Source organism: Phenylobacterium sp. RIFCSPHIGHO2_01_FULL_69_31, assembly GCF_001824475.1.
Classification (GTDB): domain Bacteria; phylum Pseudomonadota; class Alphaproteobacteria; order Caulobacterales; family Caulobacteraceae; genus Phenylobacterium.
Map to the genome: position 1 here is coordinate 15,671 of NZ_MHXN01000045.1, position 25,579 is coordinate 41,249.

Consider the following 25,579-nt stretch of genomic DNA (forward strand, 5'->3'; position numbering starts at 1 on the left):
TATTAAGTATAGGGGCTGAGTACGTTTTTCGTGCAGGGATCCGGCGGGATCCTTCAGGCGAGCAGCGCGCGCAGGCCAAGGCCGATGCAGGTCCAGAGCGCCAGCGACGCACCCGCGCCGATGGCGAGGCCCATCCCCACCGGAAGGCGGCGGGCCGGCTGAACCTCTGAAACCCGACTGACCAGTTCGACGGAAACGTCGGACGGCATGCTTCTGACCTCGATACCGCCCACTTCTCGGGCTGTGTCACATTAAATACCGACGACGGTGAATAGTTCGTTTGGGAAGAAGGCTAACAAGACGCCAACGTGGGTCCTGGGGAGGTTCCCCGTGCTGGCTTGGGCAAGACTGGGGTGTGGCTTCGGATGACAGACGTCGTCGCCAGGACCGTTGGCGCTGCTTCGCCCACTGAGGAGTCGGCGGTTCGCATCCTGCTAACTCCCGAGGCCGTCGATGTCGCCCACAGCTTCGGCAAGCGCGCCGTCGACATTGCCGGGGCCCTGGCCGCGCTGCTGCTCTTCCTGCCGCTGCTCCTGTGCGTGGCGCTGGCCGTGAGGCTGGAGTCGGGCGGGCCCGTGATCTTCAAGCAGCGCCGCACCGGCCACAACGGCCGCATCTTCACCATCTACAAGTTCCGCACCATGACGGTGGCCGAGGACTGTGGAGACGTGCGCCAGGCCACTCGCGGCGACGCCCGGGTCACCGCGATCGGCGCGGTGCTGCGAAAGCTCAGCCTGGACGAGCTGCCCCAGTTCCTGAACGTGCTGAAGGGCGACATGTCGCTGGTGGGCCCGCGGCCGCATGCGCTGGCGCACGACGACTACTACGGCCGCCTCGTCCCGACCTACGCCGACCGGTTCCGCGCCAAGCCCGGCCTTACCGGCCTCGCCCAAGTGAACGGTCTCAGGGGCGAGATCCAGGACCTGCGCTGCATGCGCGACCGCATCGCCGCGGACAATCTCTACATCGACAGCTGGTCGCTGGGCCTCGACATCGCGATCCTCGCCAAGACGGCGATGATCATATTCCGCGATCCCCAGGCCTATTGAGGCCCTCTTCGGGCGGCCGGTGACGATTTATCAACCCTGATTGCAACCGAACGGCCGCCTTCTCCGAATATAGCCAAGATTGCGTAGGTCTCGGGACGGGACCCGTGGCGCGGCTCTTGCTGCGGACCCTGCACAATCGACGGGGCGGTCGGGGAAAATGTCCGGTTTTGAAACGCGGTTTCGAGCAGACGACGACGCGGACCAGATTCGCGCGGCCTTCTACGGCTTCGTGGGCGCCCACGCGGCCGACGTCGACGGCGACGCTCACATCTCCACCGAGATCGATACCCACGGCCCCCAGCTGCGCGTGCGGCTGTGGAGCGCCGAGGCGATGGACGCTTTCCTACGCGACCTCTACGCGGTGGCGCGCCCCGACCGAAGGGCCTGCTATGAATAACATGGCCGGGTTCCGCGCCCACGCCGACGGGGCCAACTGGACGCCGGCCACGGGACAGAGGCCGCCGGTGGCCACGCCCGACGTCGGTCCCGGCAAGGCGGCCGCGTGCGCTACGAGCCGCCGCAAGCGCGCCTTCGATATCGTCATGTCGTTCGGCGCCCTCCTGGTCTTCCTCCCCCTCTTGCTGGTGATCGCGGCCCTGGTTCGCCTGGAAAGCCGAGGTCCTGCGCTCTTCCGCCAGCGCCGCACCGGCCTGAACGGCCAGATCTTCACCGTCTTCAAGTTCCGCACCATGACGGTCGCCGAGGATGGCGAAACCGTGCGCCAAGCGACCCGCGACGACGCGCGGGTCACGGCCCTCGGCGCGATCCTGCGCAAGCTCAGCCTCGATGAATTGCCCCAGCTCCTGAACGTCCTGCGGGGCGACATGTCGCTGATCGGTCCGCGGCCGCACGCCGTGGCGCACGACGAAGCGTGGGGCAAGGTCGTGGCGGGATACGACCGCCGGTTCCGGGCGCGGCCGGGCCTCACGGGCTATGCCGCCGTCTGCGGCTTCCGCGGCGAAGTGAAGGAGCTGCAGGCGATTATCGACCGGGTCGAGTCGGACAACGAATACATCGACACCTGGAGCTTTGGCCTCGACATGAAGATCGTCTGGCGGACCCTGCCGCTGATCTTCGGCGACAGCCGCGCCTACTGACCGCCGTTCCGCGGATTAACGGATCGCTCAGCCGCGCCCCTTAGGGTCCCCGCCGACAGGTTTGGGGATGCCAGTATGGCGGACGACACAGGCGCCTTTCGCGCCATCCAGCATAACGACGCGACGCCGCAGCACCACCGCCGCGGCCCGCTGAGGCCCGAGCGGCTGCAGCCCGTGCGATCGCGCGTGTCCGGCGCCGGCATCGCCCGCCTCTTCCAGGCCGGCGATGCGGCGGCGCTGCTGGTGGCCTCGTTCGCCGCGGGTCGCCTGATCGACCTGCCCAAGGTGATGTGGATCGGCGCTCCGCTGCTGGCGGTTCTCTTGCTGGTGGCCACCGGCGCCTACGCCATGAGCTCGCGGGAGCGCTCGCGCCGCAGGTTCGGCCGCCTGCTGATCGCCGCCGCCGCCGCCGGCGGCGGGGCGGGCACGGTCTGCGGACTGCTGGACCCGACCTTCCCCGCTATCGGTTGCGCGGCCTGGGTGGCCGCCGCCGCGACGGCGCTCTGCCTGTCGCATCTGCTCTGGGGCGGCATCCTCAAGGACCTGCGCAAGCGCGGCCTGCTGACGCCCAACCTCATCATCGTGGGCGGCACCGCCTCGGCCCAGCGGCTGATCAAGCGCGCCCTGAAGACCCGCGACGTGAACATCCTCGGCGTCTTCGACGATCGCCGCGACCGCGTAGGCCCGGAAGTCTGCGGCGTCCCGGTGCTGGGCAAGACCGCCGACCTGATCGACCACCGCATCCTGCCCTACGTCGACCGGATCGTCGTGACCGTGCCGCCCAAGGCCAGCGCCCGGATCGCCCAGCTGCTCGAACGCCTAGCACCGATTCCGAACCCGATCTGCCTGCTGCTGGACGACACGGACGACGAGACCGAGACCCAGGCCATCGGCCGCATCGCCGACTTCGACCTCATGCACGTCTCCGGCGCGGCGGAGCGGTCAGGCTATCTCCTGGCCAAGCGCGCCCTGGACCTGACCCTGTCGGTACTGGCCCTCATCGCGCTCGCGCCGCTGATGACCGCCGTTGCCATCGCCATCCGCCTGGACAGCCCCGGCCCGGTCTTCTTCCGCCAGCGCCGCCACGGCTACATGAACGAGGAGATCGTGGTCTGGAAGTTCCGCTCGATGCGCGTCGAGGCATCGGACCACAAGGCGGCGCGCCAGGTTTCCGCGGACGATGACCGCGTCACCAAGGTCGGCCGCTTCATCCGCAAGACCAGCCTCGACGAACTGCCGCAGATCTTCAACATCATCACCGGCGAGATGTCGATCGTGGGCCCCCGCCCGCACGCCATCGGCATGCTGAGCGGCGGCGCCGAAGCCTCGAAGCTGGTCGAGACCTACGCCCACCGCCACCGCATCAAGCCCGGCCTGACCGGCTGGGCGGCGGTCAACGGTTCGCGCGGCCCGGTGGACACGGCCGACGACGTCCGCCGCCGCGTCGCCCTCGACCTCGAATACGTGGAGCGCCGCTCGTTCTGGCTGGACATCGCCATCATCCTGCGCACCGCCCCCTGCCTCCTGGGCGACAGCGGCGCGGTGCGATAGCGGGCGACTAGCGCTTAGGGAGTACCCGCAGGCGCGGCATCGCCCAAAGACGAGGCTCCCCTATCGCGGCCAACTCGCGATTTCAGCCGCATGAAGCGCTTCTCAACAAGGTGCCAACTAAGAAAGCCAAGAGTCGTGGCGGCGAACAAGGTGAGCAGGCCATGCGTCACCAAGCCCATATCCCGCCAATACCAAATCAGAAGCATGCCGATTGGCCACGCATAAAGATAGACGCCGTACGAGATGTCATCGGTTGCGTTAATCGTCTTCAGCGGCCTCCAAGTCGCGTTATTGGCAACCCAGAACAGCACATAAGCGCCAACGGTTATTAGCGCCACGCTCGCTAGCCCAGGGACGAACAATGCGGCCAGAAGCAGAAGGCTTGCGCCGACGCCGTAACTCTTTCGATAGTGCAGCGGGAAGAGCTTTAAGCAGGCCCCGCACATGAATGCGGAAGTGAGCCTCACTGTCTCGGCCGGTGTTCCCAGGATCGCGTTTGACGGTCTCGCGGCGCGCTCAATCACCTCGCCAATCGGCCAGAGAAACAGGAAATTTGCCACAACGAACAGCGCCGTTAACGCCAGATACCAGAATTTGTGACGATATAGGCCCACAATTCCAAGAAGCGCCGCCAAGAGATAGCAACGAAATTCGTAACTGATAGTCCACATCGAGCCATTTAGCGCGGCGTACGGAAGACCATCAAACGCTGCAGGCGCCTGCGGGGCCTTCAGCATCAGCAAGTTCACACCGAGCATCACCCAATCGCGTAGAGATAGCGCCCAAAGGCTGCCTCCTCCAAGAGGAGCCACAATGAACACACATATCAAATAGCAAACGACAAAAGCCGGATATATCCTCAGAACTCTTTTCCAAAGATACGTCTTGGGGTCCGAAATAAAGCTCGCCGTGATTAGATATCCGCTGATCAAGAAGAAGCCATCGACAGCAAACTCTCCAAGGCTGATGGTGCCGAAGATGGCTCTGAACGGCTCCCTTGCATAACTCCCATCAAACATTTGCGGTGTATGGGAGGCGATAACCAGGGAAGCGAAAATCAGACGAAGTGCGCCGAAGGCGTTATCTCGCCCCTGCTGGACAGCCATTTCGCTGTTCCCTAACCCTTGCTGCCTGGGAACTTCAGGCCGAAGGGCTTCAGCACGAGGGCGATGTAGATGAGGACCCCCAGGACGATCAGGAACGAGACCAGCCCCTGCCCCTCATTGCCGAACCAGTTGGCCACCGCGCAGCCCACCGCCGGTGGCAGATAGTGCAAAATGGTGTCCTGGGGCTCGCCCGGCTGCACGGACCTGTGCAGAAACAGGACGACCAGTCCCCCGAAGATCGCAACGGTGATCCAATCGTAGACCGTTTCCACCCGACAGCTCCGTTTCCACCCACGCCTAACTAACAGGACGCCCGCGCCGTGCAATCGCCAGCTGCGGACGTCTCGGCTAGCGTACCAGCAAGACACGTGCCGGACGATGCTCGCGTGACCCCGATGGAGTAACATGATCCGCAAAGCAAGGCGTCATGCCCCGGACGGCTCACCCAGGTGGTTAGCCATGACGACCACCGGCTTGGCGGCGGCGTTCGCTCTCGCGGGCTGCGACCTCACGGGCAGAAGCGTCGATGCGGTGGCCGCTCCCGCTCGGCTGGCGCAACTTCCCGACGGCCGTAAGATCAATCTGAACTGCAAAGGGCGCGGCAGCCCGACCGTCCTGCTGGAATCCGGGTTCGGAGCCAATGCCTCGGCCTGGCACAAGGTGCAGCCGGGGTTGGCGCGGACCACGCGGGTCTGCGCCTACGATCGGGCGGGATCCGGCTTCAGCGATCCCGGCCCCCTGCCTCGCGACGGCGGCGCCATCGCGCGCGATCTGGACCAGGCGCTGACGGCCGCGCGGACAAAGGGGCCCTTCGTGGTGGTCGGCCATTCCGCCGGTGGCCTTTACGCCCGACTGTTCGCCGCCCGCCGGCCGCGCGAGGTGGTCGGCCTGGTGCTGCTCGACACCACGGTGGAACGCCGGGCGCCGCAGCCCGTCGGCGATGGGCTGGACAGCATCCGGCGGCGCGTTCAACGATGCCTGGCGGTATCCGAGCTTCGGCCGCAACCCGCCGACGCGGACACGCAATGGAGCGGCTGCCTGCCGGCCAAGGGCGATTCCCAGGCACGCGAGGTGGCTCGGCGGCCGGACACCTGGCGAAACCAGCTCTCGGAACTGGACAGCATCTTCGGGCGCACCTCGGACCAGGTCTTCCGCGCCTCGGGCGTCCTGCGGGACATCCCCCTCTATGTGATCACCGCCTCGGACACAGCCGCGGCCGCGCCGACCTATGGGTTCGACAAGCCGCAATCCGTGCTCGTCCTGCAGCACGAAGCCATCGCGCGCGCAGCCAATCTCGGCTCGCAGCAGACGGTGCTCTCGTCCCACATGGTCATGCTCGATCGGCCCGAGGTCGTCGTGTCGGCGGTCGAGGAAATGATCCGCGCGACCCGCACGGGCCGCGCGCCACAGCCTCTCCCGCCCGCGGAGACGGACCTCCCCTCCACCGACGAGCTCTTCGGTCCGCCGGAGGCGCCGATAGATCCTCTTCGGCCGCCGGCCGGTTTCTGAGACGGACCGGCTAGTCCAGGCTGGCGAGCTGCTTCAGGCGCCGGGCTTCCCGCGCCGTCATGCATTTCGGCGCCGCCCAGCGCTCGCCTTTCACCACCGCCGCCTCCGCCTTCACGAACTCGGCCTTGCCGAACTCGCGCGCGAACGCCCGGCGGGTCATCGCCGAGTTGTCGCAAATGTAGACGGTCCGTCCGGCGTCGGCCGAGGTGTTGGTGGCCTTCACGTTTTCGCTGGAAACGGCCGGTCCGGCCGCAAGGGCCGACAGGACGGCCGCGCAGATGATCATCCGCATCGATGTTCCTCCGTAAGGCGGCTGAACGCCGCTCTTGGAGGCAAACCCTACTCCTTAACAGCAGTATGCAAAAGTTTTACGACGCCGCCGCGACAATCGGCGCCTTCTTGCGGAGGTATCGATGTCATCGACTCCTTGCCGACGCTTCATCGAACTGTCGCCCCGGCGCCAGATACTCGCCTGATTGCTGATGGAGGACGACGCCAGGAGCTCCTGCGGATCGTCTGCGCGGGAGGAGAGCCGCTGCATGCGGTACGGCGTTGTCCGAGCGTCACCGGAACTTCCGCCGCCGAGCGTGCAGCGACGGCTCGTGGAGACGATCGGCTGCGACGTCGTGCTCGAAGACGGGCCCGCGGCCAGTCCGCCGCGCCGCAACCTGATGAATGTCCTGATCGGACTGAAGCGGGGGGACGAAGTCCTGATCCATGGCCTGGAAGCCCTCGACGCCACCACGGGTGAGCTTGCCAAGCTGCTCCGCCGATTCTTCGAGACGGGTGTCACCCTCCGAATCGTCGGCGGATCCCGCGTCGAGGTCCTGGCGCCGGAGGGTGCGATCCCCCGTGTGCTGGCCCTCCTGGCCGACCATGAGATGCGCCGCCCGGCCCGGGAGGCCGGCCGCCGCCGGCGCGGGTCCGCGGATGCCGGCCCGCTGACGCAACACCAGCTCAAGTTCGCCCGCGACATGCACCGGCGGGGTCACTCGATGCGGGCGATCGGTCTGCTCTTCCGCCTGACGCCGAACGAGGTGGCGCGACTGCTGCGCAGCCAGCACGCCGCATCGCCCGACCTCGAAGCGGAGGCCTGAAACTCAGGATTTCGAAACGGAGCTGTCTCGGGCGGCCGCGGAGGGGCCGCCCGGAGTCTCCCCTATAGACGCGCGCTCAGGCTGATCGAGAAGCTGCGACCGAGGTCGTAGTTGTTCAGCTTGATCTCGTCGCCGCCGCGCTTCTGGAACTCGTCGAACGCCTCGCCCAGCAGGTTGCGGGCTTCGAAGCCGGCGGTGAACTCGTGGCCCCAGGCCTCGAACTTCTGGCGGAACGTGAAGTCCAGCAGCACGCCCGGATCCTGTTCGAAGTCGGGCGCTCCGGCCTGGCCCCGCGCCGTGGTCCGCTTGCTGGCGTAGTTGAGCAGGAAGGTGGCCTGCGTCGCGCCGTCGAGGCTCTCGAACCCGAATTGGGCATTGGCCAGGTGCTTGGACTGGCCCTGGAGGCGGCTGCCGTCCAAGACGAAGTTCAACGCCGGCGCAGGCTGGCCCAGGTTCGTACGCGGATAAACCACGTCGCCGGCGCCGACCTTCACCTCCGACTTGGTGAAGGTGTAGTTCGCCGCCACCAGCCAGCGGACGCCATCCATCCATGCGTTGCCGGTCTCGAACTCGAAGTACTTCTTGAACTCGGCCTCGGCGCCGTAGACGACCGCCTTGGGTGCATTCAGGAAGCTCTGCTGAAGGCCGGAGCCCGACTCGTTCACCACCGACTCGATCGGCTTGTCGATGTCCTTGTAGAACAGCCCGAACGTGGCGAACTGCCCGCGGTCGAAGTAGCGCTCGTACCGGGCGTCGAGATTGACGATCTCGCTGTCGAACAGGAACGGGTTGCCGATGAAGGTGCGGTCGGACTCGGGGTCCAGGTAGAGCTGCGGCGCCTGTTCGCGGAACTGCGGCCGGGCGATGGTCTTCGAGGCGCCGAAGCGCAGCTGCTGATCCTCGCCGAAGTTCCAGGTCACCGTGCCGGCGGGCAGCAGGTAGTCGTTCTTCAGCGTGCGGCCCTCCAGAGGCGTCGGCGAGAACAGGTCGATCGCCCTCACATCCTGCTTGCCGCTCTCGAAGCGCGCGCCGACCGTGGCGCGGACAGCGGGGAATATTTCGCCTTCGGCCTGCAGGTACACGCCGTGGGTGATCAGGCTGGCCGTGTAGGCTGCCGCCCCGTCCGAACCGGTGACTTCCCGCAGGATCAGGCCGCTCGGCCCGATGTTGTAGTCCGAGTAGAGGAAGTCGACCCGCTGGCGCTGGAAGTTCAGGTCCGGCGTCGAGTTCATCGTGAAGCGGAACACCCGCGAGTCGGAGATCCGCTCGTTGTCAGACCACGCGTAGCCGCCCGTCAGCGTGAGGTCGGCGACATAGGGATTGTCCAAGCGATAGGCGAAGTCGACGCCAGCGCCCGAGGTCTTGTCCTCAAGTTCGCTGAAGCGGATGAAGTTGGCGTCGAGCTGCGGGTTGTGCAGGTACTCGCCGTTCACGCGCCGATAACGGATCTGCCGCTCGTAGGGCACGTCCCGCTCGGTGCGGGCGTAGGAGCCGCGCCAGGAGATGGTGAGGTTGTCGCCGATCTCGTGCTCGCCGGTCAGCTGGGTGTCGATCAGCTCGCGCTGGTACCAGGCGGTGTAGTCGTCGCGAATGAAGTTGCTGGCGCGGGCGCTCTCGCCGGCCACAGAGCGGGCTTCCTTGGTGACATTGCGGACGTAGAGGTTCGTCCACTTGAAGGTGTGATTGTCCAGCTCGAGGGCGACCTGCGTGAGCGCGTTCAGGACGATGTCGTTCTGCGTGGAATCCGAGGCCAGATCCTCCTGCACGGAGAGGCCGTCGAGGTTCACGACCCCCTCCTGCTGGATGGCGTTGCGGGTCGACCAGCTGTTGTCGTAGCCGCCGACCGCGACGACGCCGATGCGGCCCCAGTCGAGATTCCAGGATGTGCCCGCGGCCAGGTCGAGACTGCCGTTGATCGGGATGTCGTTCGTCGACTGCAGCAGGTTGATGTTGGCGTTCTGGAAGCTGCGGCCCATGGCCGTCAGCTCGTCGGACGAAAAATTGGTCGCGTCGATGCGCTTGCCGGTCTCGATCCCGCGGCGAATCAGCAGCGGAAGCTCCCGGGTGCCGTCGTCGACGCCGAAGGAATCGCTGTCGCCGCCGCCGTCGTAGGTCAGGCCGCGCTTGAGCGTCGTCTTGTCGTTCATGCCCAGGCTGACGCCCATGGAGATGAACGGACGATCCGGCACACCGACGGTCTTGAGGTCGATCAGGCCGCCCCCGAACTCGCCGGGATAGTTCACCGAATACGTCTTCTGGACCGTCACGCCGGCCAAGACGTTGGAGGGGAACAGGTCCAGCGGGACCACGCGCTGCAGGGGCTCCGGGCTGGGCAGCGGCGAGCCGTTCAGCAGCGCGGACGAATAGCGTTCACCCAGGCCACGGACGTAGACGAACCGGCCGCTGACGACGCTGAGGCCCGCCAGGCGGGTCAGCGCCTGGGCCGCGGTGTCGTCACCCTGGCGGACCAGATCCTCTGCGGTGACGATCGAGGCCACTTCCGAGGTCTCGCGCATGACCTCCGGGATGAACTTGCCGCGGACGAGAACCTCGTCGACCTCGGTTTCGGCGGCAGGCGGGGCGCTGGGCCGCGCGGCCTGGGCCCAGGCGAAGCCAGGCGCGGTAAGGGCCGTGGCGCCCAGGAGCAGCCCGGTGACCGGGCGGGTAAGCTTCATCATGTCAGGTGGCCTTCAGGAGTTCGACGGACGCGAAGGGGGCGGGACCGAAGCCCCGCCCTGCCGGCTCAGCAGCTGCTTCCGGTGGCCAGGCCGCAGGTCCAGCCGCTCCACCAGGTGTCGTTCGCGTCGCGAACGGCGCCGATGTAGGTCACGGTGTCGAAGAACGAGTAGATGGTCTTCGGGTCGGTCGCGACGCGGCCCGCCTCGTTGGAGCCGTTCACGAACCCGCTGAGGGTCGAGGTGTGGGTCGACGAGTTGTTCGTCCCCGCATTGAACAGGGCCGCCGCGCCGGCGCCATCGACGCCGCTGTCGTTGCGGAAGGCGGTCGAGCAGGCCAGCACCACCGAGTCCCAGCGCGGGGCGGCGGCGACGGTGGAGGTGTCGTCGACGTCGAGGCAGGCCGTGGCCGTGTTCGCCGAAGTGTGAATGCCGTTGATGAAGCGGCCGCCAGTGCCCGTGTTCAGCACCTGGATGTCACCCGCGCCGGTGCGGCCGGAGCCGATGGCGGTGTAGTTGGCGATCTTGGGCTGGGAGTTCAGCGAAGCCTGCACGCCCGCCGAGCTTTCTTCGAACACGCGGTCGCCGCCGTTCGCACGCTGGCGCAGGACGGCGAACTGGATGCCGCCGCGCCAACCTTCGTCGGTGTCCAGGCTGTCGTCGTCGGCGCCGGTGATGACCACGTGCTTCAGGTTCACCGTGCCGCCGAAGAACTCGATGCCGTCGTCGGAGCTGTTGTGGACCTGGATGTGGTCGATCGTGGTCGCAGATCCGACGCCCAGGAGGGTCAGGCCGTTCAGCTCGCGGTTCGGCTGGATCTCGAAGCCGGGATAGCGGATCTGGATGTAGCGGAGGCGGCCGGAATTGTCGGCCGGGCTGTTGCCGCCGTAGAGCGACACGCCGCCCTCAAAGGTGGCCACGCAGTTGATGTTCGGCGGGGTCGTGCCGGCCGGGCAGCTGGCGATCGGCGCACGGCCGGCGATCACGATGCCGCCCCACTGGCCGATCAGGTCGGCGCCCGAGTTGCCGTCGACATTCGAGCGGCTGGTGAAGACGATCGGGTTGCTGGCGGTGCCTTCGGCGAAGATCTGGTTTCCGCGCTGCACGTTGATGTAGTCGAGGCCGCCCGAGCCGTAGAGGCGCACGCCCGCCTCGATGGTCAGGACCGACTGAACCGTGCCGGCCTTCGGGTTGTTCGGATCGGCGCCGCGGTCATCGCCCACGTCCACCCGGCCGCTGATCGCGTAGATCGTGCCGGCGCGCAGCGGGACCAGCAGGGCGCCGGTGATCTTCTGCGGCAGCTGGCAGGCGCGCAGCGTGCCGTTCGCGACCGTGCCGACGTTGGCGAAGCCCGTCGGGCAATCCGCCGCCGGGGTGCCCGGAGGCAGGGTGCCGGTGCCGCCGTTGTTTCCCGTGCCGCCGCCGTTGTTGGGCGGGAACGCGCCCTCGCCCGGCGAAGCGACGTTGTCGGCTCCGCCGCAGCCGGCCAGGGCGAACGCGCCCAGCGAGCAAAGAAGGAGGGTCTTGAGCTTGGCGCCGGTCATTTTGATCTCCGCGAGACGCATGTGCTTGCACGCGGGGCTCCGATCGAAGCCATCCCCCGGAGCCTACCCCCGCCTGCCCGGCCCGTTCTTAGGCGCCCGGCGTGACATCTCCCGGACACACTTGTGACAGGCTCATTGCAGCGCAGACGCCCCCTGGCCTTCGTTGTCATAGAACCGTGGCTGGACGGTCGCCGCGACATTGTGGTCTGGCCGCGTGACAGTCGGATGGGCTAGGTTGAAGGCTCGGTTCTGGGGGCTTGAGAATGTCAGGCACGAGTACGGCGCCCCGTGCGTTCGCTGCAGCGCTGGCGTTGGTTCTGGCCGCCTCCGCCGAGGCGTCGGCGCAGGTGCTCTCCATCGGGGACGATGGCGCAGTGACGACCTATGCCGGCCCTGCCGTCCACAGCAGCGATGGGGTCGCGGCGATCGCGCCGCCCGAGCCCGCGCCGCTTGTCCGCGCCCCGCCCGAAGACGTCATCCGGCTGATCCAGGAGTCCTCGGCGCGCCACGCGGTGCCCGCGACCATCGTCGAGGCGGTGGCCTGGCAGGAGTCGCGTTTCAATCATGCGGCGGTTTCGTCAAAAGGCGCGCGCGGTGTCATGCAACTGTTACCGACAACCGCTAGCGACCTCGGCGTGGACCCCTCGGACCTCAAAGGCAACATCGACGGCGGCGCGGCCTACCTCGCCCAGCAGCTCCGTCGCTTCGGCGACGTGAAGCTGGCGCTGGCCGCCTACAACGCCGGGCCGAAGGCGGTCGAACGTTACGGCGGCGTCCCGCCCTACGCGGAAACCCAATCCTATGTCCGCGCCATCATGGCGCGCCTGGCGGCCGTCTCGGCCCTCGGCGCCGGCGCACAGTGAGGCCCATGAACAAGATTGCCCCGCTCGCTGCCCTGGCAGCCCTCGCCGCCGCCCCGGCCCACGCCCAGGCCCAGGGCGACCCCGCCGGCTCCTCGCCGTTGCTGGCCGCGCTCAACTGGGTGCAGGGCACGCTGCTCGGCAACCTGGCGACCACCGCGGCGGTCATCGCCGTGGCCCTCATCGGCTACCTGATGCTCACGGGACGCTTCGACTGGCGTCGTGGCATCGTCGTACTCGTCGGCATCTTCATCATCTTCGGCGCCGTCACCATCGTGGCGGGCATCCGCTCGCTCGCCGGGGGGATGTAGGCCATGAGCCGCCTCGCCTCCGACCCTGTCTTCTCGGCCCTCACCCGGCCCCAGATGATCGGCGGCGTCACCTATCCGTTCGCGGTGCTCAACCTGATCGTGACGGCCGAGGCGTTCCTGATCACCCGCTCCTTCTGGGCGCTGCTGATCGCGGCGGTCCTGCACGCCATCGGCTATGTCGGATCCCTGCGCGAGCCGCGCTTCTTCGATCTCTGGGTGACTAAGCTCTCCACCTGTCCCCGGGTGCGAAACCACAGCTTCTGGCGAGGGAATTCTTACCGGCCATGAGCGGAGCGTTCCTCACCACCAGCGCGGCCAAGGTGCTGGCGCCCCGGGAAGTGGCGGTAGGCTCGCGCCTGCCGTACCTGGGCCATGCCGACGATGTAACCCTGCGCACACGCGACGGGCTGCTGGTCCAGACCCTGCACCTGGCGGGATTCCCGTTCGAAACCGCGCCCGATGACGAGCTGAACTACCGCAAGGCCATACGGGAGACGGTGCTGCGCGGCGCGGCCAGCTCGCGGCTGGCGGTCTATCATCATGTGGTCCGGCGCCGGGTGACGCCCGCCTTCCCGCCTGCGCCGGAAGAGCCCTTCTGCGCCAACCTGGACGCCCACTGGCGCGAGCAGCTGGCCAGCCGCCGGCTCTACGTAAACGACATCTTCCTGACGCTGGTGATGCGGCCGACCCAGGGCGGCGCCGGCTTCCTCGAACGCCTGATGAAGGGCTCGCGCAATCGCGAGGTCGACAGCGCCCGTGACCTGCGCGACCTGCACGCCACGCGCGAGGCCTTCGCCGCGGCCCTGGCGCCCTACGGCGCACGGACCCTCGGCCTCTACACGGCCGGCGGCGGCGCCCAGCGCTCGGAGCCGGCGGAGTTCCTCAGCCTGATCCTGAACGGCGAGCTGCGGCCGGTGCTGGCGCCCACGGGCGACCTGTCCAACGCCATCGCCGCGCGCCGCCTCAGCTTCGGCCTGGACGCCATGGAGTTCGGCGGCGGGCCCGAGGGACCCACGTTCGGCGCCATGGTCTCCATGAAGGACTATCCGGCCCGCACGGTGCCCGGTCTGCTGGACGGGGTGCTGCGCCTGCCGATGGAGATGGTGCTCACCGAGAGCTTCGCTTTCGTCGACCGGCAGGTGGCCCTCGACCGCATGGGGCTGGCCCTGCGCCGTCTGAAGGCGGCCGAGGACGACGCCTTCAGCCTGCGCGGCGAGCTGGCCCAGGCCCGCGACGACGTGGGCGCCGGCCGCGCGGCCTATGGCGAACACCACCTCACGATCCTGGCCAAGGCCGAGACGCTGGACGAACTGGACTCCGGCGTCGCCGACATCCAGTCCGCCCTCGCCGAGATGGGCGCGGTGGCGGTGCGCGAGGACGTGAATCTGGAGCCGGCCTTCTGGGCCCAGTTCCCTGCCAACTTCAAATACATCTCGCGCAAGGCGATGATATCGGCGGGCAATTTCGCCGGCCTCGCCAGCTTCCATAACCACCCCACCGGCCAGGCCGAGGGCAATCACTGGGGTCCGGCCATCGCGGTGCTCGAGACCACCGCCTTCGGCCCCTACCACTTCAACTTCCACAACGGCGACCTGGGCAACTTCACGGTCATTGGGCCGTCGGGTTCCGGCAAGACGGTGCTGCTCACCTTCCTGCTGGCCCAGGCCGAACGCCTGAAGCCGCGGATCGCCTATTTCGACAAGGACCGCGGCGCCGAGCCCTTCATCCGCGCCATCGGCGGGCGCTACGACGTGATCTCCCCCGGCGAGCCCACGGGTTTCAACCCGCTGGCCCTGCCCGACACTCCCGGCAACCGCGCCTTCCTGGCCGAATGGGTCGCCCAGCTTCTCACCGCCGAAGGCGAGACGCTGGACTCCGAGGACCGGGCCATGATCGCCGATGCGATCGACGCCAACTTCGCCCAGCCCCCCGGCCATCGCCGGCTGCGCTATCTGCGCGAGCTGTTCCGCGGCGCGCGCCGCCCGCACGCCGGCGACCTGGCCTCGCGCCTGTCGGCCTGGTGCGAGGGCGGGGACCACGCCTGGCTGTTCGACAACGCCGACGACCTGCTCGACATCGAGACCCGGATCCTGGGCTTCGACATGACCAAAGTGCTGGACGCGCCCACGATCCGCGTGCCGGCCATGATGTACCTGTTCCACCGGCTGGAGCAGCGGCTGGACGGCGATCCGGCCATGTTCATCGTCGACGAGGGCTGGAAGGTCCTGGACGACCCGGTGTTCATCCGCCGCATCAAGGACTGGGAAAAGACCATCCGGAAGCGCAACGGCCTGGTGGGCTTCTGCACCCAGTCGGCGTCCGACGCCCTGGACAGCCGCATCGCCTCGGCGATCATCGAGCAGGCCGCCACGCAGATCTTCTTCCCCAACGCCCGCGCCAAGGCGTCGGACTATGTCGACGGCTTCGGCCTGACCGAGCATGAGTTCGAGCTGGTGCGCAGCCTGCCCGACACCTCCCGCTGCTTCCTGATCAAGCGCGGCGACCACAGCGTCGTGGCGCGCCTCGACCTCACCGGCCTCTCCGGCGAACTGGCGGTGCTGGCCGGCACCGAGCGCGCGGTGCGCCGCCTCGACGCCCTGCGGCAGCAGGTGGGCGACGAGCCCGCCGCCTGGCTGCCGGCCTTCATGGAGGAACGCGACCGCAAAGGGCGGAGTGCGGCATGATCCGGCATCGCCAAGGCCTCGCAGGACTTGCCCTTCGCAGCTCCGCCAGGAGCGAAGCCGGATGAGCGGCGCCTGCGCCACCCTGGTCGATGACGGCCTGATCCGCGGCGTTCTCGCCACGGTGGACTGCCAGACGCGCGTCTATGCCCAGAGCGGGTACGAGGCCCTGACATCGGGCTCGCCGGTGTTCCAGACGGCGCTGACCGCCCTCCTGACCATCTATGTAGCGCTGGTGGGCTACCGGCTGATGTTCGCGCAAGGGTCGATGCGCCTCTCCGACGCGCCGGGCATCGCGTTGAAGATCGGCGCGATCCTTGCCCTGGTGACCAGCTGGTCCACCTTCCAGGCCCTGGTGTTCGACGTCGCCGACCGCGCGCCGGTGGAGATCGCCGCCCTGGTCTCGGCGCCCATGCAGGACGCCAGCTCCAGCCTCGCGGCGAGCCCCGTCGACGGCCTTCAGGCCGCCTACGCCGAGTTCAGCGAGACAGGCGCCGCCTACGGCAAGATCGCCGGCCCCAACGCCAAGGGCTACTCGAGCCCGCAGGCCGCCGCCGCCGAGGCTACCGCCGCGGCTTCGGGCATCATCTTCCTGACCAGCGCTGGCGTGATCTCCGCCGCCACCCTGGCGATCGGGGTGCTGACGGCGGTCGGCCCGATCTTCATAGCCCTGGCCCTGATCCCGGCGACCCGCGGCCTGTTCGTCGGCTGGGTGCGCGCGCTCGCCGCCGCCGCCCTCGTCCCCCTGGTGGCCTGGCTGCTGATCGTGCTGATGCTTGCGGTGCTGGATCCCTGGGTCGCGGTCCTGGCGGAGCAGCGGATCGCGCAGCGCCTGGAGCCGCAGACGGCCATGAGCGCCTCGGCCCTGGTCTTCGTCTTCGCCGCCGGCCAGGCCGCCCTGGTGATCGGCGCTTGCGTCATGGCCATGGGCTTCCGCCTGCCGACCCAGGGCGCAGATCGCAGCCGCGGCGCCGAGCCCGCCCGTGCGCCGCAGGGCGCGGCCGTCGCGGTCACGCCCCTGCCCTCCCGGGCCGAACGACTGGCCTTCGACCTGCAGCGCGACCGCGCCCAGGCGTCCGAACGCAGCCGCTCGGCCACCGCCGCGGCGGCGGCGGCAGCCTCGGCCGCCTCCACCCGCCAGGTCTCGGTCACGATCGACGAGACCCGCCACCTCGGCGACGCCTATCGCCGCCCCGCCTTCACCGCGCGCCGCGCGGGAGCTCCCCGATGATCCGCTTATCCGCCCTCGCCATCAGCCTCGCCCTCGTCGCCGGCCCGGCCCTGGCCGTCGTGCCGCACCCAGGGCCCGGCGACCCGCGCATCCACGTCGTCGAGTACGATCCGGAGGCGGTCGTCGAACTTCGGGTCGCCCTGGGCTACCAGCTTTCCGTCGAGTTCGACCCAGCCGAGAAGATCGAGAACGTCGCCATCGGCGATTCCCTCGGCTGGCAGGTGACGCCGAACCGCCGCGCCAACCTCCTGTTCCTGAAGCCGATGTCCCAGCGGCCGCCCACGAACATGACGGTGATCACCAACCTGCGCCGCTACAACTTCGAGCTGGGCCTGCGCCCGCGCGCTGCGGCCCGCTCGGCGCCGTTCAGCGTCCGCTTCCTCTATGCGCCGCCGGTGGTCGCCTATGTGGCCCCGCCTCCGCCGCCGCCGCCGCCGGTCGAGCGCAACGCCGCCTATTCCTACGAGGGCTCGGCCAAGACGCTCCCGGTGAAGGTCTTCGACGACGGCCAGGACACCTATTTCGCGTTCCGCGAAACCGAGGATCTGCCGGCGATCTTCGCCGTCGACCCCGACGGTGGCGAGGCGGTGGTGAACACCCGCGAGCGGGACAACTATGTGGTGGTCGACCGCATCGCCCGCGGCTTCGTGCTGCGACGCGGCAGCGAGGTCACCCGCATCTACAACGACGGCTTCCGTATCGAGGAGGCCAGCGCGCTCCGGCAGCGCAAGAGGGACCCGTGGTGGCGTCGATGAAGCCCAAGGACCAGACTCCCGCCGAGCTCAGCCCGGTGTTCGCCCGCGGCGCCCGCCCCCAGGTGCAGGCGCCCGACTCGCCCTGGACCGTATGGGCCGGCCTGGCCGGCGCCGCCGTCCTGGGCGTGTTCGTGTTCAATGGCCTGTCGAGTGGCCGTGAGGCCAAGGCCCAGACGACGCAGGCCCAGGCGCCCGCAACGGTGGCGGCCCAGCCCGCGCCTGCGCCGCCGCCTCCGCCCCCCGCGCCCGCCATGGCCGCGCCGGCGCCCATGGTCCAGCAGTCCGTCGCGCCCCCGACCGATCCGGAGCAGGCCCACTGGCGGGCGCCGACCGTCGTGGTCGACTTCAGCAACTCAGCCCCCGCCGGCGAGGCGGTTCAGCTGGCCCAGGCCGCCGGCGCGCCGACGCCCGCCAACGATGTGCGCCAGTCGGCCGACGAGCGCTTCGCCGCCGGCGTGACCCGGGGCCTGGGCGACACCGCGCGGGCCAGCCAGATGCGCGACCTGGGGCGAACGATCCCGCAGGGCGCCGTGATTCCCGCCGTTCTCGAGACCGCCATCAATTCCGACCTGCCGGGCGCCGTGCGCGCGGTGGTCAGCCGCGACGTGCGCAGCTTCGACGGCAGCCGGGTGCTGATCCCGCGCGGCTCGCGCCTGGTCGGCCAGTACAAGAGCTCGGCCGCCGTCGGCCAGACCCGCGCCTTCGTGGTCTGGTCGCGGATCATCACCCCGACAGGCGTCACCATCGACGTCGGCTCGCCTGCCACCGACCGGCTGGGCCGCGGCGGCCTGGATGGCGACGTCGACACCCACTTCGTCCGCCGGTTCGGCGCCTCGATCCTGCTCACCGCCATCAGCGCCGGCGGCCAGGCGCTGGCCAACAGCGCCAGCAACGGCGACAGCACCACCCTGGTGCTCGGCGGCAGCGGGCAGAGCTCCAATCCCGCCGCCATCGCGCTTCAGAAGCAGATGGACATCCCCGACACGATCAAGGTGGCCCAGGGGGTGCCGGTCCAGGTCTCCGTGGCGCGCGACCTCGACTTCTCGTCGGTGGTCCGATGAACGCCAACGTCTACCTCTCGGCCTATCTGGCGCCGCTGGCCCCCTGGCTCTCGCGGCCTGACGTCACCGATGTGCTGATCAACCGCCCCGGCGAAATCTGGGTCGAGACCACCGACGGCGCCATGTGCCGCGAGCCGGCGGACGAGCTGAACGAAATGGCGCTGCAGCGCCTGGCCCGGCAGATCGCCGCGGCCAGCCACCAGGGCGTCAACCGCGAGCAACCGCTGCTGTCCGCCACCCTGCCCGACGGCGCCCGGGTCCAGGTGGTCGCGCCACCCGCCACCCGCGGCGGCCTGGCCATGGCGGTGCGCAAGCACCGCATCTCCGACCTCAGCGTTGGCGACCTGGCCCGCGACGGCCTGTTCGACGCCGCCCACCGCACCGACCCCGCCAAGGCCCGCGAGGCCGACGCCGAACTCGAGGCCATGCTCGAGTCCGGCGACCTGCAGACCTTCCTCAAGACCGCGGTCCGCCGCCGCAAGACCATCGTCATTTCCGGCGGCACGGGCAGCGGCAAGACCACCCTGCTGAACGCCCTCGTCAAGGAGATCGACCGCGAGGAGCGCCTGGTGGTCATCGAGGACGCGCCGGAAGTCCGCCTCGACCACGCCAACAGCGTCGGCCTGGTCGCCGTCCGCGGCGAACTGGGCGAAGCCAAGGTCGACGCCGACGCCCTGCTGGCCGCCTCGCTCCGCCTGCGGCCCGACCGGATCCTGTTGGGGGAACTGCGCGGCAAGGAGGCGTTCGCCTTCCTGCGCGCCGTGAACAGCGGCCATCCGGGCTCGCTGACCACCATCCACGCCGACAGCCCGGCCGGCGCCCTGGACCAGATCGCGCTCCTGGCCCTGACCTCCGGCGTCGACCTCGGATGGGAAAAGGTGCAGACCTACGTCGGCCGCGTCATCGACGTGGTGGTGCAACTGGACCGCGTGGACGGCTCGCGTCGCGTGAGTGAAGTCCTGTTCCGGCCGCGCTAGCTTGTGTCCGCGTCGACGGGCCGCAGCGCTAACCAAGTCCGTCGTAAGACTTTTAAGCCCTTTCCATGGCTAGGTATTCGGATGACCAACGCCCGAGCCTTCCTCGACCGACGGGCCGAACCGCGCGTATCCATCAATGCGCGGGGCCGGATCATGCACGGCGACAAGCTGGCGATCTGGGCCGACTGCATGATCAAGGACATGAGCGACAGCGGCGCCAAGATCGAACTCTCGCATCTCCACAAGGTCCCGCCCCGCTTCATCCTGATCCACTTTCAGGCCGGCATGGCCTTCGAGGTGGTCCTGAAGTGGCGCCGGGGCGACCTGGCCGGCATGGCCTTCGAAGTGAAGCACAACCTGGAACAGCCCGTCCCGGCGAGGCTGGAGCCAGTCCGCACCGCCTGGCTGGCGCTGCGTTAGGGGCTATCGGAAACATCAATGAGCCGCCGCCCCATAAGGGCGACGGCTCTTCCATCGATACGCCTTCTGTATCAGGCGACCGTCGCGATCGCCCGACGCCGCGAACGAATCGCAGCGCCGGCGCCGCCGAAGCCCATGATCATCAGCGCCCAAGTGCCAGGCTCGGGAACCGCTGCGGGCGCGAAGGCGCCCGTGCCACTCCATGAGGCGTTGACACCGCCATTGCCCTTTACCACGAGGACTTGCGGACCGCCTTGAACCACCGGGAGCGGGCTGGTGGTGAAGGCGTTCCAGACGAAGGTGTTCGGAACCTGCGTCAGCGTCAGGGCGATGCCGTTGAACGTCACGCTGGTGAAGTTCAGGCCGCTGAGCGCGACAAAGCTCACCGAGCTCAGGTTGAACCCGACGGTGCCGCTCGGCAGCGCGAAGTTGAAGGTGTCGGTGAAGTTCGTGCCGTCCCATTCATGGTAGGACGTGCCGTCGCTAGCGTCGGCGCCGTTAACGTAGACGCCAGCGCCGGTCGGGTCGCTGATCTTGTTGTCGCTGAAGGTCAGCGTGACCGGCTGGTTAGGCACATTCGTCCAGTTGTCGATCACCGTGGTAGCGTTCGCTGAAGAGCTGAAGCCTGCAACCGAAAGGGCGACTGCAGCAGCCATCGCAAGTTTGGTATAGGAACTCATAAAGGTAGCACCCTTTAATTTACCGAGCGTTCACCATAGGGGACGTCGCGACGCGCGTCTCCGCGGCTCGCCTATAGGGCGAGTAGAAACAGAAATGGTGTCATCATGCGGATGGACCCGCCGACCTCGGCCATCCTTCAGATGCGAGCCGACTCGTGACCGGTCGAACCCTTCGTGACAACGGCGACGAGTTCCTCTCCGCTGTCAGCTCTGAACACATGGGCCACTCGCGCGATCCAGGAGGCTGGAACGTAACAGATCCGGCTCGCCCATCTGCCGGCACTGCGCCCCAGGAGATTGCTGAAGGACGCGGCCATCATGGTGGGATATAGGTCATTGGAGGTAGCGAGAGAGGTTACCGCCCCCCCGCCCCGCTCCAGCGTCATACGTAGGTTCGCGCTGTTAAAAACGAAAAGATGGCGAGGCGTCTCCCAGCCACGCCAGGCCCCCTTCATTGTTTTCGCGAGAAGTGAAGCTGTGTTGGGTGTACGAATGTATAGAAACCCTTCCGCGCTCAGCGTCGATAAAAGCCGCGATACTGTCCCCACCGGATCTTCGAGATGCTCGATAACGTGATTGAGGGTGATAACATCAAAAATCTCGCCCTCAATCTTACTTGGGTCATCAAAAATTCGGACATCCCGAAGATGGGCAACGGCTTCTGGATCGAAATCGTAGGCGGACAAATGCGTATATCCGCGCTCAACAAGGCTACGCAGGAAGAGCCCAGATCCACAACCGTAGTCTAGAATCCGCGCCGTCTGGGGCACGCTTAGACTTGCGAAGCTTAGATTTCTATCGGGCTTAGCAGACAGCTGCTGTAGCAAGGCCCAAAGAACACGGCGGCTGGACTGCTTCGCCGTGGGCATGTGCGTGTAATAGGTACTGTAGAATCCCGCCAGCAGTTCACTGGGAACTGGCGATGCGAACACAAGCTCACACCTTCTGCAGCGAAAGTACGTAAGCTGGGTCGGAACGCCGTGTTCGTAGTCCGGGCGATCCGTCAGGAACACCACGGCTTGCGCGTCACAAAGGATGCACCGCCTAGCCGTCAGCATATCCCAGACTGCTGTGCTGGCCTGGGGTCGAGGTCGCTCTCTCCCGCGCCGCGTCTTGCCGCCGCCCTGAGCTCCCTTTCGACGGCATCGCCCCAGATTGACCAATTGAGACGGCTCTCGAACTCGTGGCGGGCCGCCGCGCGCATCGCATCGTACTGATGGGGCGCGAACCACAAATCTACGATGCGCTTGGCGATGATCCGAGGATCCTCGTTCGGATCGAAAAGGAGGCCCGTACGCTCGTCCTTCACGATCGTGGAAACGCCTCCCGTGCGAAGCGCCGCTGCCGGGAGGCCGTACGCCGCTGCTTCGCAATAGACGAGCCCAAAGGCCTCTTCGAGGCTCAGCATCGCGAATATTGAAGCGTCGCGGTAGAGGCGCTCCAACACGGCACGTTGCGCAGGGTCAGCCTTCTTCAGGTACCCATGAACCAGGACTCCCGGAAGCCCCTGCGCTTCTGGCGGCGAACATCCGGCGATATGAAGCTCCGCATCCTGAACGACCGCCCTGATATGCCGGAAGACCTCCAGAAGTAGGGGCCCGCCCTTGCGATCCCACGCGATGCCAACAAAGAGCAGGCGAAGCTTGTCCTTCTTTGAGTTCAAAATTTCAACGCCAGGATCAACGTCGAGATTCGCCCCGATGGGGACCACACTAATAAGTCCACTCTCGACACTATAGAATTCTTCGGCCGAATCCTTGGCCCAGTCGGACATCAATAGAATGGCATTGCATCGATCTATGAGTCTTTGCTGCAATCTATTTCCTAGTCGTCGAGACCGATCCGAAATCCGATGGTACTTCCGGTAATAGCTCGTAATCGTCTCAAATAGCGCATCGGAAACGTGTACGATTGGCCACGAAGACTGAGTGTCAGCAAGCTTGTTGGACGCGCCAATCGATAGCACTACGTCCGGATCGATATGCCTCAGCGCACGCTGCACGAGGCTTGCGTACAATCGAGTGAAAATCGGCTCGCGTGCAATGTCCCACCCGATGCGGCGGGTGATTCGATTCAAGCCAAGCAACACCGCATCGATCCGCCGAGTATCTATCACGTGGAGATCTGGCAGGCGGCGGCTCATCTCGCGCAACGCGTAGTGCGGCGTTCCGGCCCAGATGCTTCGATCATGCGGGTCCCCGATCGCGACGAAGGCGACCTTCATAAGCTACTCCCGCTGCTAACCAGCCCCGCATCGCGTTTAATGCAACCGTTAGCCAACCGCGTCTGATGACTCAAATGCGAAGTCTTACAGCCCAACGACGCGCTTCCACTTCGATCGATCCGGGTCAATTCTGCTGCACCGACTGCCTGACCAACCTGCGCTTCGGTCATGATCGATGGCGAGAACGCTTCGTTGAGGCGCGTTGAGGCGTCGGCCGCTGCGTCAGCGTTCACCACGAGATTCCAATCGGCACAGGTTGCGCAGCGTGGTCACGACATCCTGCACAAGAGCGCGTTTGTCCATCCGACCGTCCTGTCGATATCGCCCGTCACGCAAGCCACCAAAGAGAATGCTCACAGATCGCGCGCCGCCGGCATCCAATAGCGCAAGCCGCCGTCGTGCCGTTTCCGCAGCGTTCCTGTAACGCAGCGCCTGCTGCAGAAGCACTTCCTCATCTTCCGGCCTCGTGTCGACCGCGGCCTCGAAATACTCCGCATGCTGCTTTAGGCCTTCGAGCAGTGTCGCGATGCCTTCGCGCCTCGGCGGCCGGAATGCGTCTCGGAGTTGGCCGAGGCGGCGCGAAAGATTGCTACCTTTTCGAAACGCTGAAAAATTCTTCCCGTGGCGTCGGTACAGCACCAACACGTCAGTCGCGTAGCGAATTCCTCCGATAGTGTCCGCCAGCGTCGCAATCCAGGTATCGTGCTTGGATCTGCTCCCCGGAAACTGGAGATCCTGGGGACGCTCACGCCAGTTGAAGTTGGTCAACAGTCGGCGATCAAGGCACATGGCGAACCCGGGCGGCCGATCCGTCAGGCGCCCTGTCCGTGGCAATTGGACTACTGTCGCCGCGATGTTCGGATGAAACGCCTCTAGGGGTTTCAAATCGACGTCAACGACCTTCCCGCGGTGGATCCACAATGACACGGAGGGGAATTTTTCGACCCAGTCGGCCAGCACCTCGAGTTTATTGGGCAGCCACACGTCGTCCTGATCGCAGAAGGCGATGTAGTCGCCCCGAGCCTTCTCCGCCGCATGCAGGAAGTTGTCGGCATATCCTAGGCGCTGAGGGTTTTCGTAGATGTCGACTGGGAAGGGAGCGTCGGCAAGCACCCGGCCCGCGATGTCGAGCGTTCCATCGTCGGAAACATCGTCGGCGAGGATGAGCTCGAAAGGAGCCAGAGTCTGCGCCAGCAGACTCTCAAGCTGCTGCTCGATGAACTGCGCGCCATTGTAGGTCGCCATGACGACGGAGATCTTCACCTGGTCCCTGCCTATTCGCTATAAGCCGACGCCGCGGGCGTAACACGCGCCCATCGCCACCCGACGCGTTCGTTCACGCACCAATTCCCTGCCCCCGCCCGGCTAATACGCTCCGGAATAGACGGCGAAGTTCCGCGTCATAGGCTTCCAACCCGGCCTGAACGACAGCCTGGCCAGCAACTACGTCCTTCGCGAGTTCCGAGCGCGCATCGAACTTCGCCAAGAGGAAGTTGAGAGCCTCGTCGGTGCTTAGCCCCGAGACCGGGACTTGGTGTGGATAGCCTAACACTCCGCCGAAAAGGCCGGAGAACTTCCGACTGTACGCTATCGGAACGACCGGCACGCCGGCGGAATACGCAGCTATGCAAGCATGCATGCGGCCGGCCACCAGGAAGTCCAAGCCAGCAATGTACGACTTGGCGTCTGACGGATTCTCAAAGGTAGGCGCGCGCACGACCCCCGGAAACTCCGCCGCAAGCGTGTCGGCGACGCGTCCATCGTCGTCGACCGGCATCTTGTTGGAATTCACATGGCAGATCAGATGAACGCGGACGCCGGGGCGCTCCCCAATCTTCCTGATGAAAGAACGCATCAGCTGCGGGTAGTCGATCTGCAGCCCGAACTCGTTCCCGCCCGAGTACCCGCCATTATATAAGAGACCCGATATGTTGACCCCGACTTCGACCGTCCCTGAGGTTGGACGTGCAGGGACCTCGTACGGCAGTCGAAACGCCACATCGATGGATTGGATGACCCGGGCCTTCGGCGATATTCGGCGAACCGCCGCGTAGGATTCCGGGTCGCGGGCGATGACCGCAAACGCCCTGCGCATCGCGTGCCCCGCCAAAGCCCGATAGGGCTCCCGTGTAAAGGGGCCGATCGTTTGCGGACTGAAGAGCAAGGGGACGCCGCAAGCGTACGCCGCCTCCTTTGTGTACAGCAGGTAGGCGAAGCGCTTCGGGCCGTAAATGTCAGCGAAACTGTCGCCTGCACCGATATCGAGGATGCAGTCCAGTCGTCGAAGCAGCGCTAGGTACCTGGAGGGGGTAACCATCGACCGCCCTGTAATATCGAAGACCTCGACGTCATCGGCGAGGCGCTTCTGGTCGGGTACATCGGTAACCGGCTGGATGATCGTGAAGCGCGGCGTCAGGCCAAGGTCCGTGGCGACGGAACGCGCGCTAATGAGGTTGCCTAACGTTAGGGCGCCTACTCCGAGGTTCCCCGCCGCCGCCGAATGCCACAGTAGTCCGATCCTGATCTCGCGGCCGCTCAACCGAAACTCCTTATGGATTCACACGACGCGGTCGGACCGCGCGGGTCGGATCGTAGCGGCCCAACCATCCGATCCGCTACCGTCTAGCCGTTTTGCGGCGCAATGGTGAACGGAGCATTTTTTCGCTGATCGTCGCCAAAAGGTGGGATGCTGGATCGGGCGGTCATTTGTCTATAGCTGGTCGAGCCGAGGGCAAGACCTCGCACCGTCCT

26 protein-coding genes are annotated in these 25,579 nt (G+C 66.7%); 15 read left to right on the plus strand and 11 right to left on the minus strand.

The features are described from left to right. Positions 1–53: 53 nt before the first annotated feature. On the minus strand, positions 54–209 hold the full coding sequence (locus A2790_RS22245) for a hypothetical protein (protein WP_293396597.1): 156 nt from the start codon (positions 207–209) through the stop codon (positions 54–56). A gap of 156 nt (positions 210–365) precedes the next feature. Between A2790_RS22245 and A2790_RS22250 the strand changes: the two genes are divergently transcribed. The 4 genes from A2790_RS22250 to A2790_RS22265 all read left to right on the plus strand — a co-directional run bounded on the left by A2790_RS22250 (position 366) and on the right by A2790_RS22265 (position 3,697). After that, the gene (locus tag A2790_RS22250; protein WP_293396600.1) at positions 366–1,049 is read left to right on the plus strand and encodes an exopolysaccharide biosynthesis polyprenyl glycosylphosphotransferase; all 684 of its coding nucleotides are present in this window, start codon (positions 366–368) and stop codon (positions 1,047–1,049) included. Positions 1,050–1,206: 157 nt separating this feature from the next. Continuing rightward, positions 1,207–1,446 (plus strand): hypothetical protein, encoded by a 240-nt coding sequence (locus A2790_RS22255; RefSeq protein ID WP_068876348.1) that lies wholly within the window; start codon positions 1,207–1,209, stop codon positions 1,444–1,446. Further along, a complete protein-coding gene (locus A2790_RS22260) occupies positions 1,439–2,146 on the plus strand; it encodes a sugar transferase (protein WP_293396604.1) in 708 nt (235 codons plus the stop codon). The genes A2790_RS22255 and A2790_RS22260 overlap by 8 nt, the downstream gene beginning before the upstream one ends. A gap of 75 nt (positions 2,147–2,221) precedes the next feature. Continuing rightward, a complete protein-coding gene (locus A2790_RS22265) occupies positions 2,222–3,697 on the plus strand; it encodes an exopolysaccharide biosynthesis polyprenyl glycosylphosphotransferase (protein WP_293396607.1) in 1,476 nt (491 codons plus the stop codon). A gap of 14 nt (positions 3,698–3,711) precedes the next feature. Here A2790_RS22265 and A2790_RS22270 read toward each other — a convergent pair whose 3' ends face one another. Then, positions 3,712–4,803 (minus strand): acyltransferase, encoded by a 1,092-nt coding sequence (locus A2790_RS22270; protein ID WP_293396610.1) that lies wholly within the window; start codon positions 4,801–4,803, stop codon positions 3,712–3,714. Positions 4,804–4,814: 11 nt separating this feature from the next. Then, positions 4,815–5,075 (minus strand): XrtV sorting system accessory protein, encoded by a 261-nt coding sequence (locus tag A2790_RS22275; protein ID WP_293396613.1) that lies wholly within the window; start codon positions 5,073–5,075, stop codon positions 4,815–4,817. 187 nt (positions 5,076–5,262) lie between these two features. On the opposite strand from A2790_RS22275, the gene A2790_RS22280 reads away from it, so the two are divergent. Next, positions 5,263–6,312 (plus strand): alpha/beta hydrolase, encoded by a 1,050-nt coding sequence (locus A2790_RS22280; protein ID WP_293396615.1) that lies wholly within the window; start codon positions 5,263–5,265, stop codon positions 6,310–6,312. Positions 6,313–6,322: 10 nt separating this feature from the next. Here A2790_RS22280 and A2790_RS22285 read toward each other — a convergent pair whose 3' ends face one another. Further along, positions 6,323–6,604: a hypothetical protein gene (locus A2790_RS22285; RefSeq protein ID WP_293396618.1), complete on the minus strand. Its 282-nt coding sequence runs from the start codon at positions 6,602–6,604 to the stop codon at positions 6,323–6,325. A gap of 247 nt (positions 6,605–6,851) precedes the next feature. Between A2790_RS22285 and A2790_RS22290 the strand changes: the two genes are divergently transcribed. Continuing rightward, a complete protein-coding gene (locus A2790_RS22290; protein ID WP_293396621.1) occupies positions 6,852–7,409 on the plus strand; it encodes a hypothetical protein in 558 nt (185 codons plus the stop codon). Between the two features lie 62 nt (positions 7,410–7,471). On the opposite strand, the gene A2790_RS22295 is transcribed toward A2790_RS22290, so the two are convergent. Together A2790_RS22295 and A2790_RS22300 are read right to left on the minus strand one after the other, a co-directional pair. Then, the gene (locus A2790_RS22295) at positions 7,472–10,087 is read right to left on the minus strand and encodes a TonB-dependent receptor plug domain-containing protein (RefSeq protein ID WP_293396624.1); all 2,616 of its coding nucleotides are present in this window, start codon (positions 10,085–10,087) and stop codon (positions 7,472–7,474) included. 65 nt (positions 10,088–10,152) lie between these two features. Further along, positions 10,153–11,628, minus strand: coding sequence for a hypothetical protein (locus tag A2790_RS22300; RefSeq protein WP_293396627.1), 1,476 nt, complete (start codon positions 11,626–11,628; stop codon positions 10,153–10,155). A gap of 311 nt (positions 11,629–11,939) precedes the next feature. On the opposite strand from A2790_RS22300, the gene A2790_RS22305 reads away from it, so the two are divergent. The 9 genes from A2790_RS22305 to A2790_RS22345 all read left to right on the plus strand — a co-directional run bounded on the left by A2790_RS22305 (position 11,940) and on the right by A2790_RS22345 (position 19,924). Continuing rightward, the gene (locus tag A2790_RS22305; RefSeq protein ID WP_293396630.1) at positions 11,940–12,491 is read left to right on the plus strand and encodes a lytic transglycosylase domain-containing protein; all 552 of its coding nucleotides are present in this window, start codon (positions 11,940–11,942) and stop codon (positions 12,489–12,491) included. A gap of 5 nt (positions 12,492–12,496) precedes the next feature. Continuing rightward, positions 12,497–12,799, plus strand: a complete 303-nt coding sequence (locus A2790_RS22310) for a TrbC/VirB2 family protein (protein WP_363081505.1) — start codon at positions 12,497–12,499, stop codon at positions 12,797–12,799. Between the two features lie 3 nt (positions 12,800–12,802). Further along, on the plus strand, positions 12,803–13,087 hold the full coding sequence (locus A2790_RS22315) for a type IV secretion system protein VirB3 (protein ID WP_293396636.1): 285 nt from the start codon (positions 12,803–12,805) through the stop codon (positions 13,085–13,087). Then, on the plus strand, positions 13,084–15,483 hold the full coding sequence (locus A2790_RS22320) for a VirB4 family type IV secretion system protein (protein ID WP_293396639.1): 2,400 nt from the start codon (positions 13,084–13,086) through the stop codon (positions 15,481–15,483). The genes A2790_RS22315 and A2790_RS22320 overlap by 4 nt, the downstream gene beginning before the upstream one ends. A 61-nt stretch (positions 15,484–15,544) precedes the next feature. Beyond that, positions 15,545–16,711 (plus strand): type IV secretion system protein, encoded by a 1,167-nt coding sequence (locus A2790_RS22325; protein ID WP_293396642.1) that lies wholly within the window; start codon positions 15,545–15,547, stop codon positions 16,709–16,711. Then, positions 16,708–17,466: a TrbG/VirB9 family P-type conjugative transfer protein gene (locus tag A2790_RS22330; protein ID WP_293396645.1), complete on the plus strand. Its 759-nt coding sequence runs from the start codon at positions 16,708–16,710 to the stop codon at positions 17,464–17,466. The genes A2790_RS22325 and A2790_RS22330 overlap by 4 nt, the downstream gene beginning before the upstream one ends. After that, on the plus strand, positions 17,451–18,527 hold the full coding sequence (gene virB10, locus A2790_RS22335; protein ID WP_293396648.1) for a type IV secretion system protein VirB10: 1,077 nt from the start codon (positions 17,451–17,453) through the stop codon (positions 18,525–18,527). The genes A2790_RS22330 and virB10 overlap by 16 nt, the downstream gene beginning before the upstream one ends. Next, the gene (gene virB11 / locus A2790_RS22340) at positions 18,524–19,504 is read left to right on the plus strand and encodes a P-type DNA transfer ATPase VirB11 (protein ID WP_293396651.1); all 981 of its coding nucleotides are present in this window, start codon (positions 18,524–18,526) and stop codon (positions 19,502–19,504) included. The genes virB10 and virB11 overlap by 4 nt, the downstream gene beginning before the upstream one ends. A gap of 81 nt (positions 19,505–19,585) precedes the next feature. Then, positions 19,586–19,924 carry a PilZ domain-containing protein gene (locus A2790_RS22345; protein ID WP_293396654.1) on the plus strand — a complete coding sequence of 113 codons (339 nt, stop codon included), beginning with the start codon at positions 19,586–19,588 and terminating at the stop codon, positions 19,922–19,924. Between the two features lie 71 nt (positions 19,925–19,995). Here the strand turns inward: A2790_RS22345 and A2790_RS22350 are convergent, their stop codons facing one another. From A2790_RS22350 to A2790_RS22370, 5 genes are all read right to left on the minus strand, one after another. Then, positions 19,996–20,604 carry an FxDxF family PEP-CTERM protein gene (locus tag A2790_RS22350; RefSeq protein WP_293396657.1) on the minus strand — a complete coding sequence of 203 codons (609 nt, stop codon included), beginning with the start codon at positions 20,602–20,604 and terminating at the stop codon, positions 19,996–19,998. Positions 20,605–20,741: 137 nt separating this feature from the next. Further along, complete coding sequence (locus A2790_RS22355; protein WP_363081510.1) at positions 20,742–21,662, minus strand: class I SAM-dependent methyltransferase; 921 nt, start codon at positions 21,660–21,662, stop codon at positions 20,742–20,744. Next, complete coding sequence (locus tag A2790_RS22360; protein WP_293396659.1) at positions 21,656–22,828, minus strand: glycosyltransferase family 4 protein; 1,173 nt, start codon at positions 22,826–22,828, stop codon at positions 21,656–21,658. Before A2790_RS22360 ends, A2790_RS22355 begins: the two co-directional genes overlap by 7 nt. 222 nt (positions 22,829–23,050) lie before the next feature. Next, complete coding sequence (locus A2790_RS22365; protein ID WP_293396662.1) at positions 23,051–24,091, minus strand: glycosyltransferase; 1,041 nt, start codon at positions 24,089–24,091, stop codon at positions 23,051–23,053. 73 nt (positions 24,092–24,164) lie between these two features. Further along, the gene (locus tag A2790_RS22370; protein ID WP_293396665.1) at positions 24,165–25,367 is read right to left on the minus strand and encodes a polysaccharide pyruvyl transferase family protein; all 1,203 of its coding nucleotides are present in this window, start codon (positions 25,365–25,367) and stop codon (positions 24,165–24,167) included. Positions 25,368–25,579: the final 212 nt, after the last annotated feature.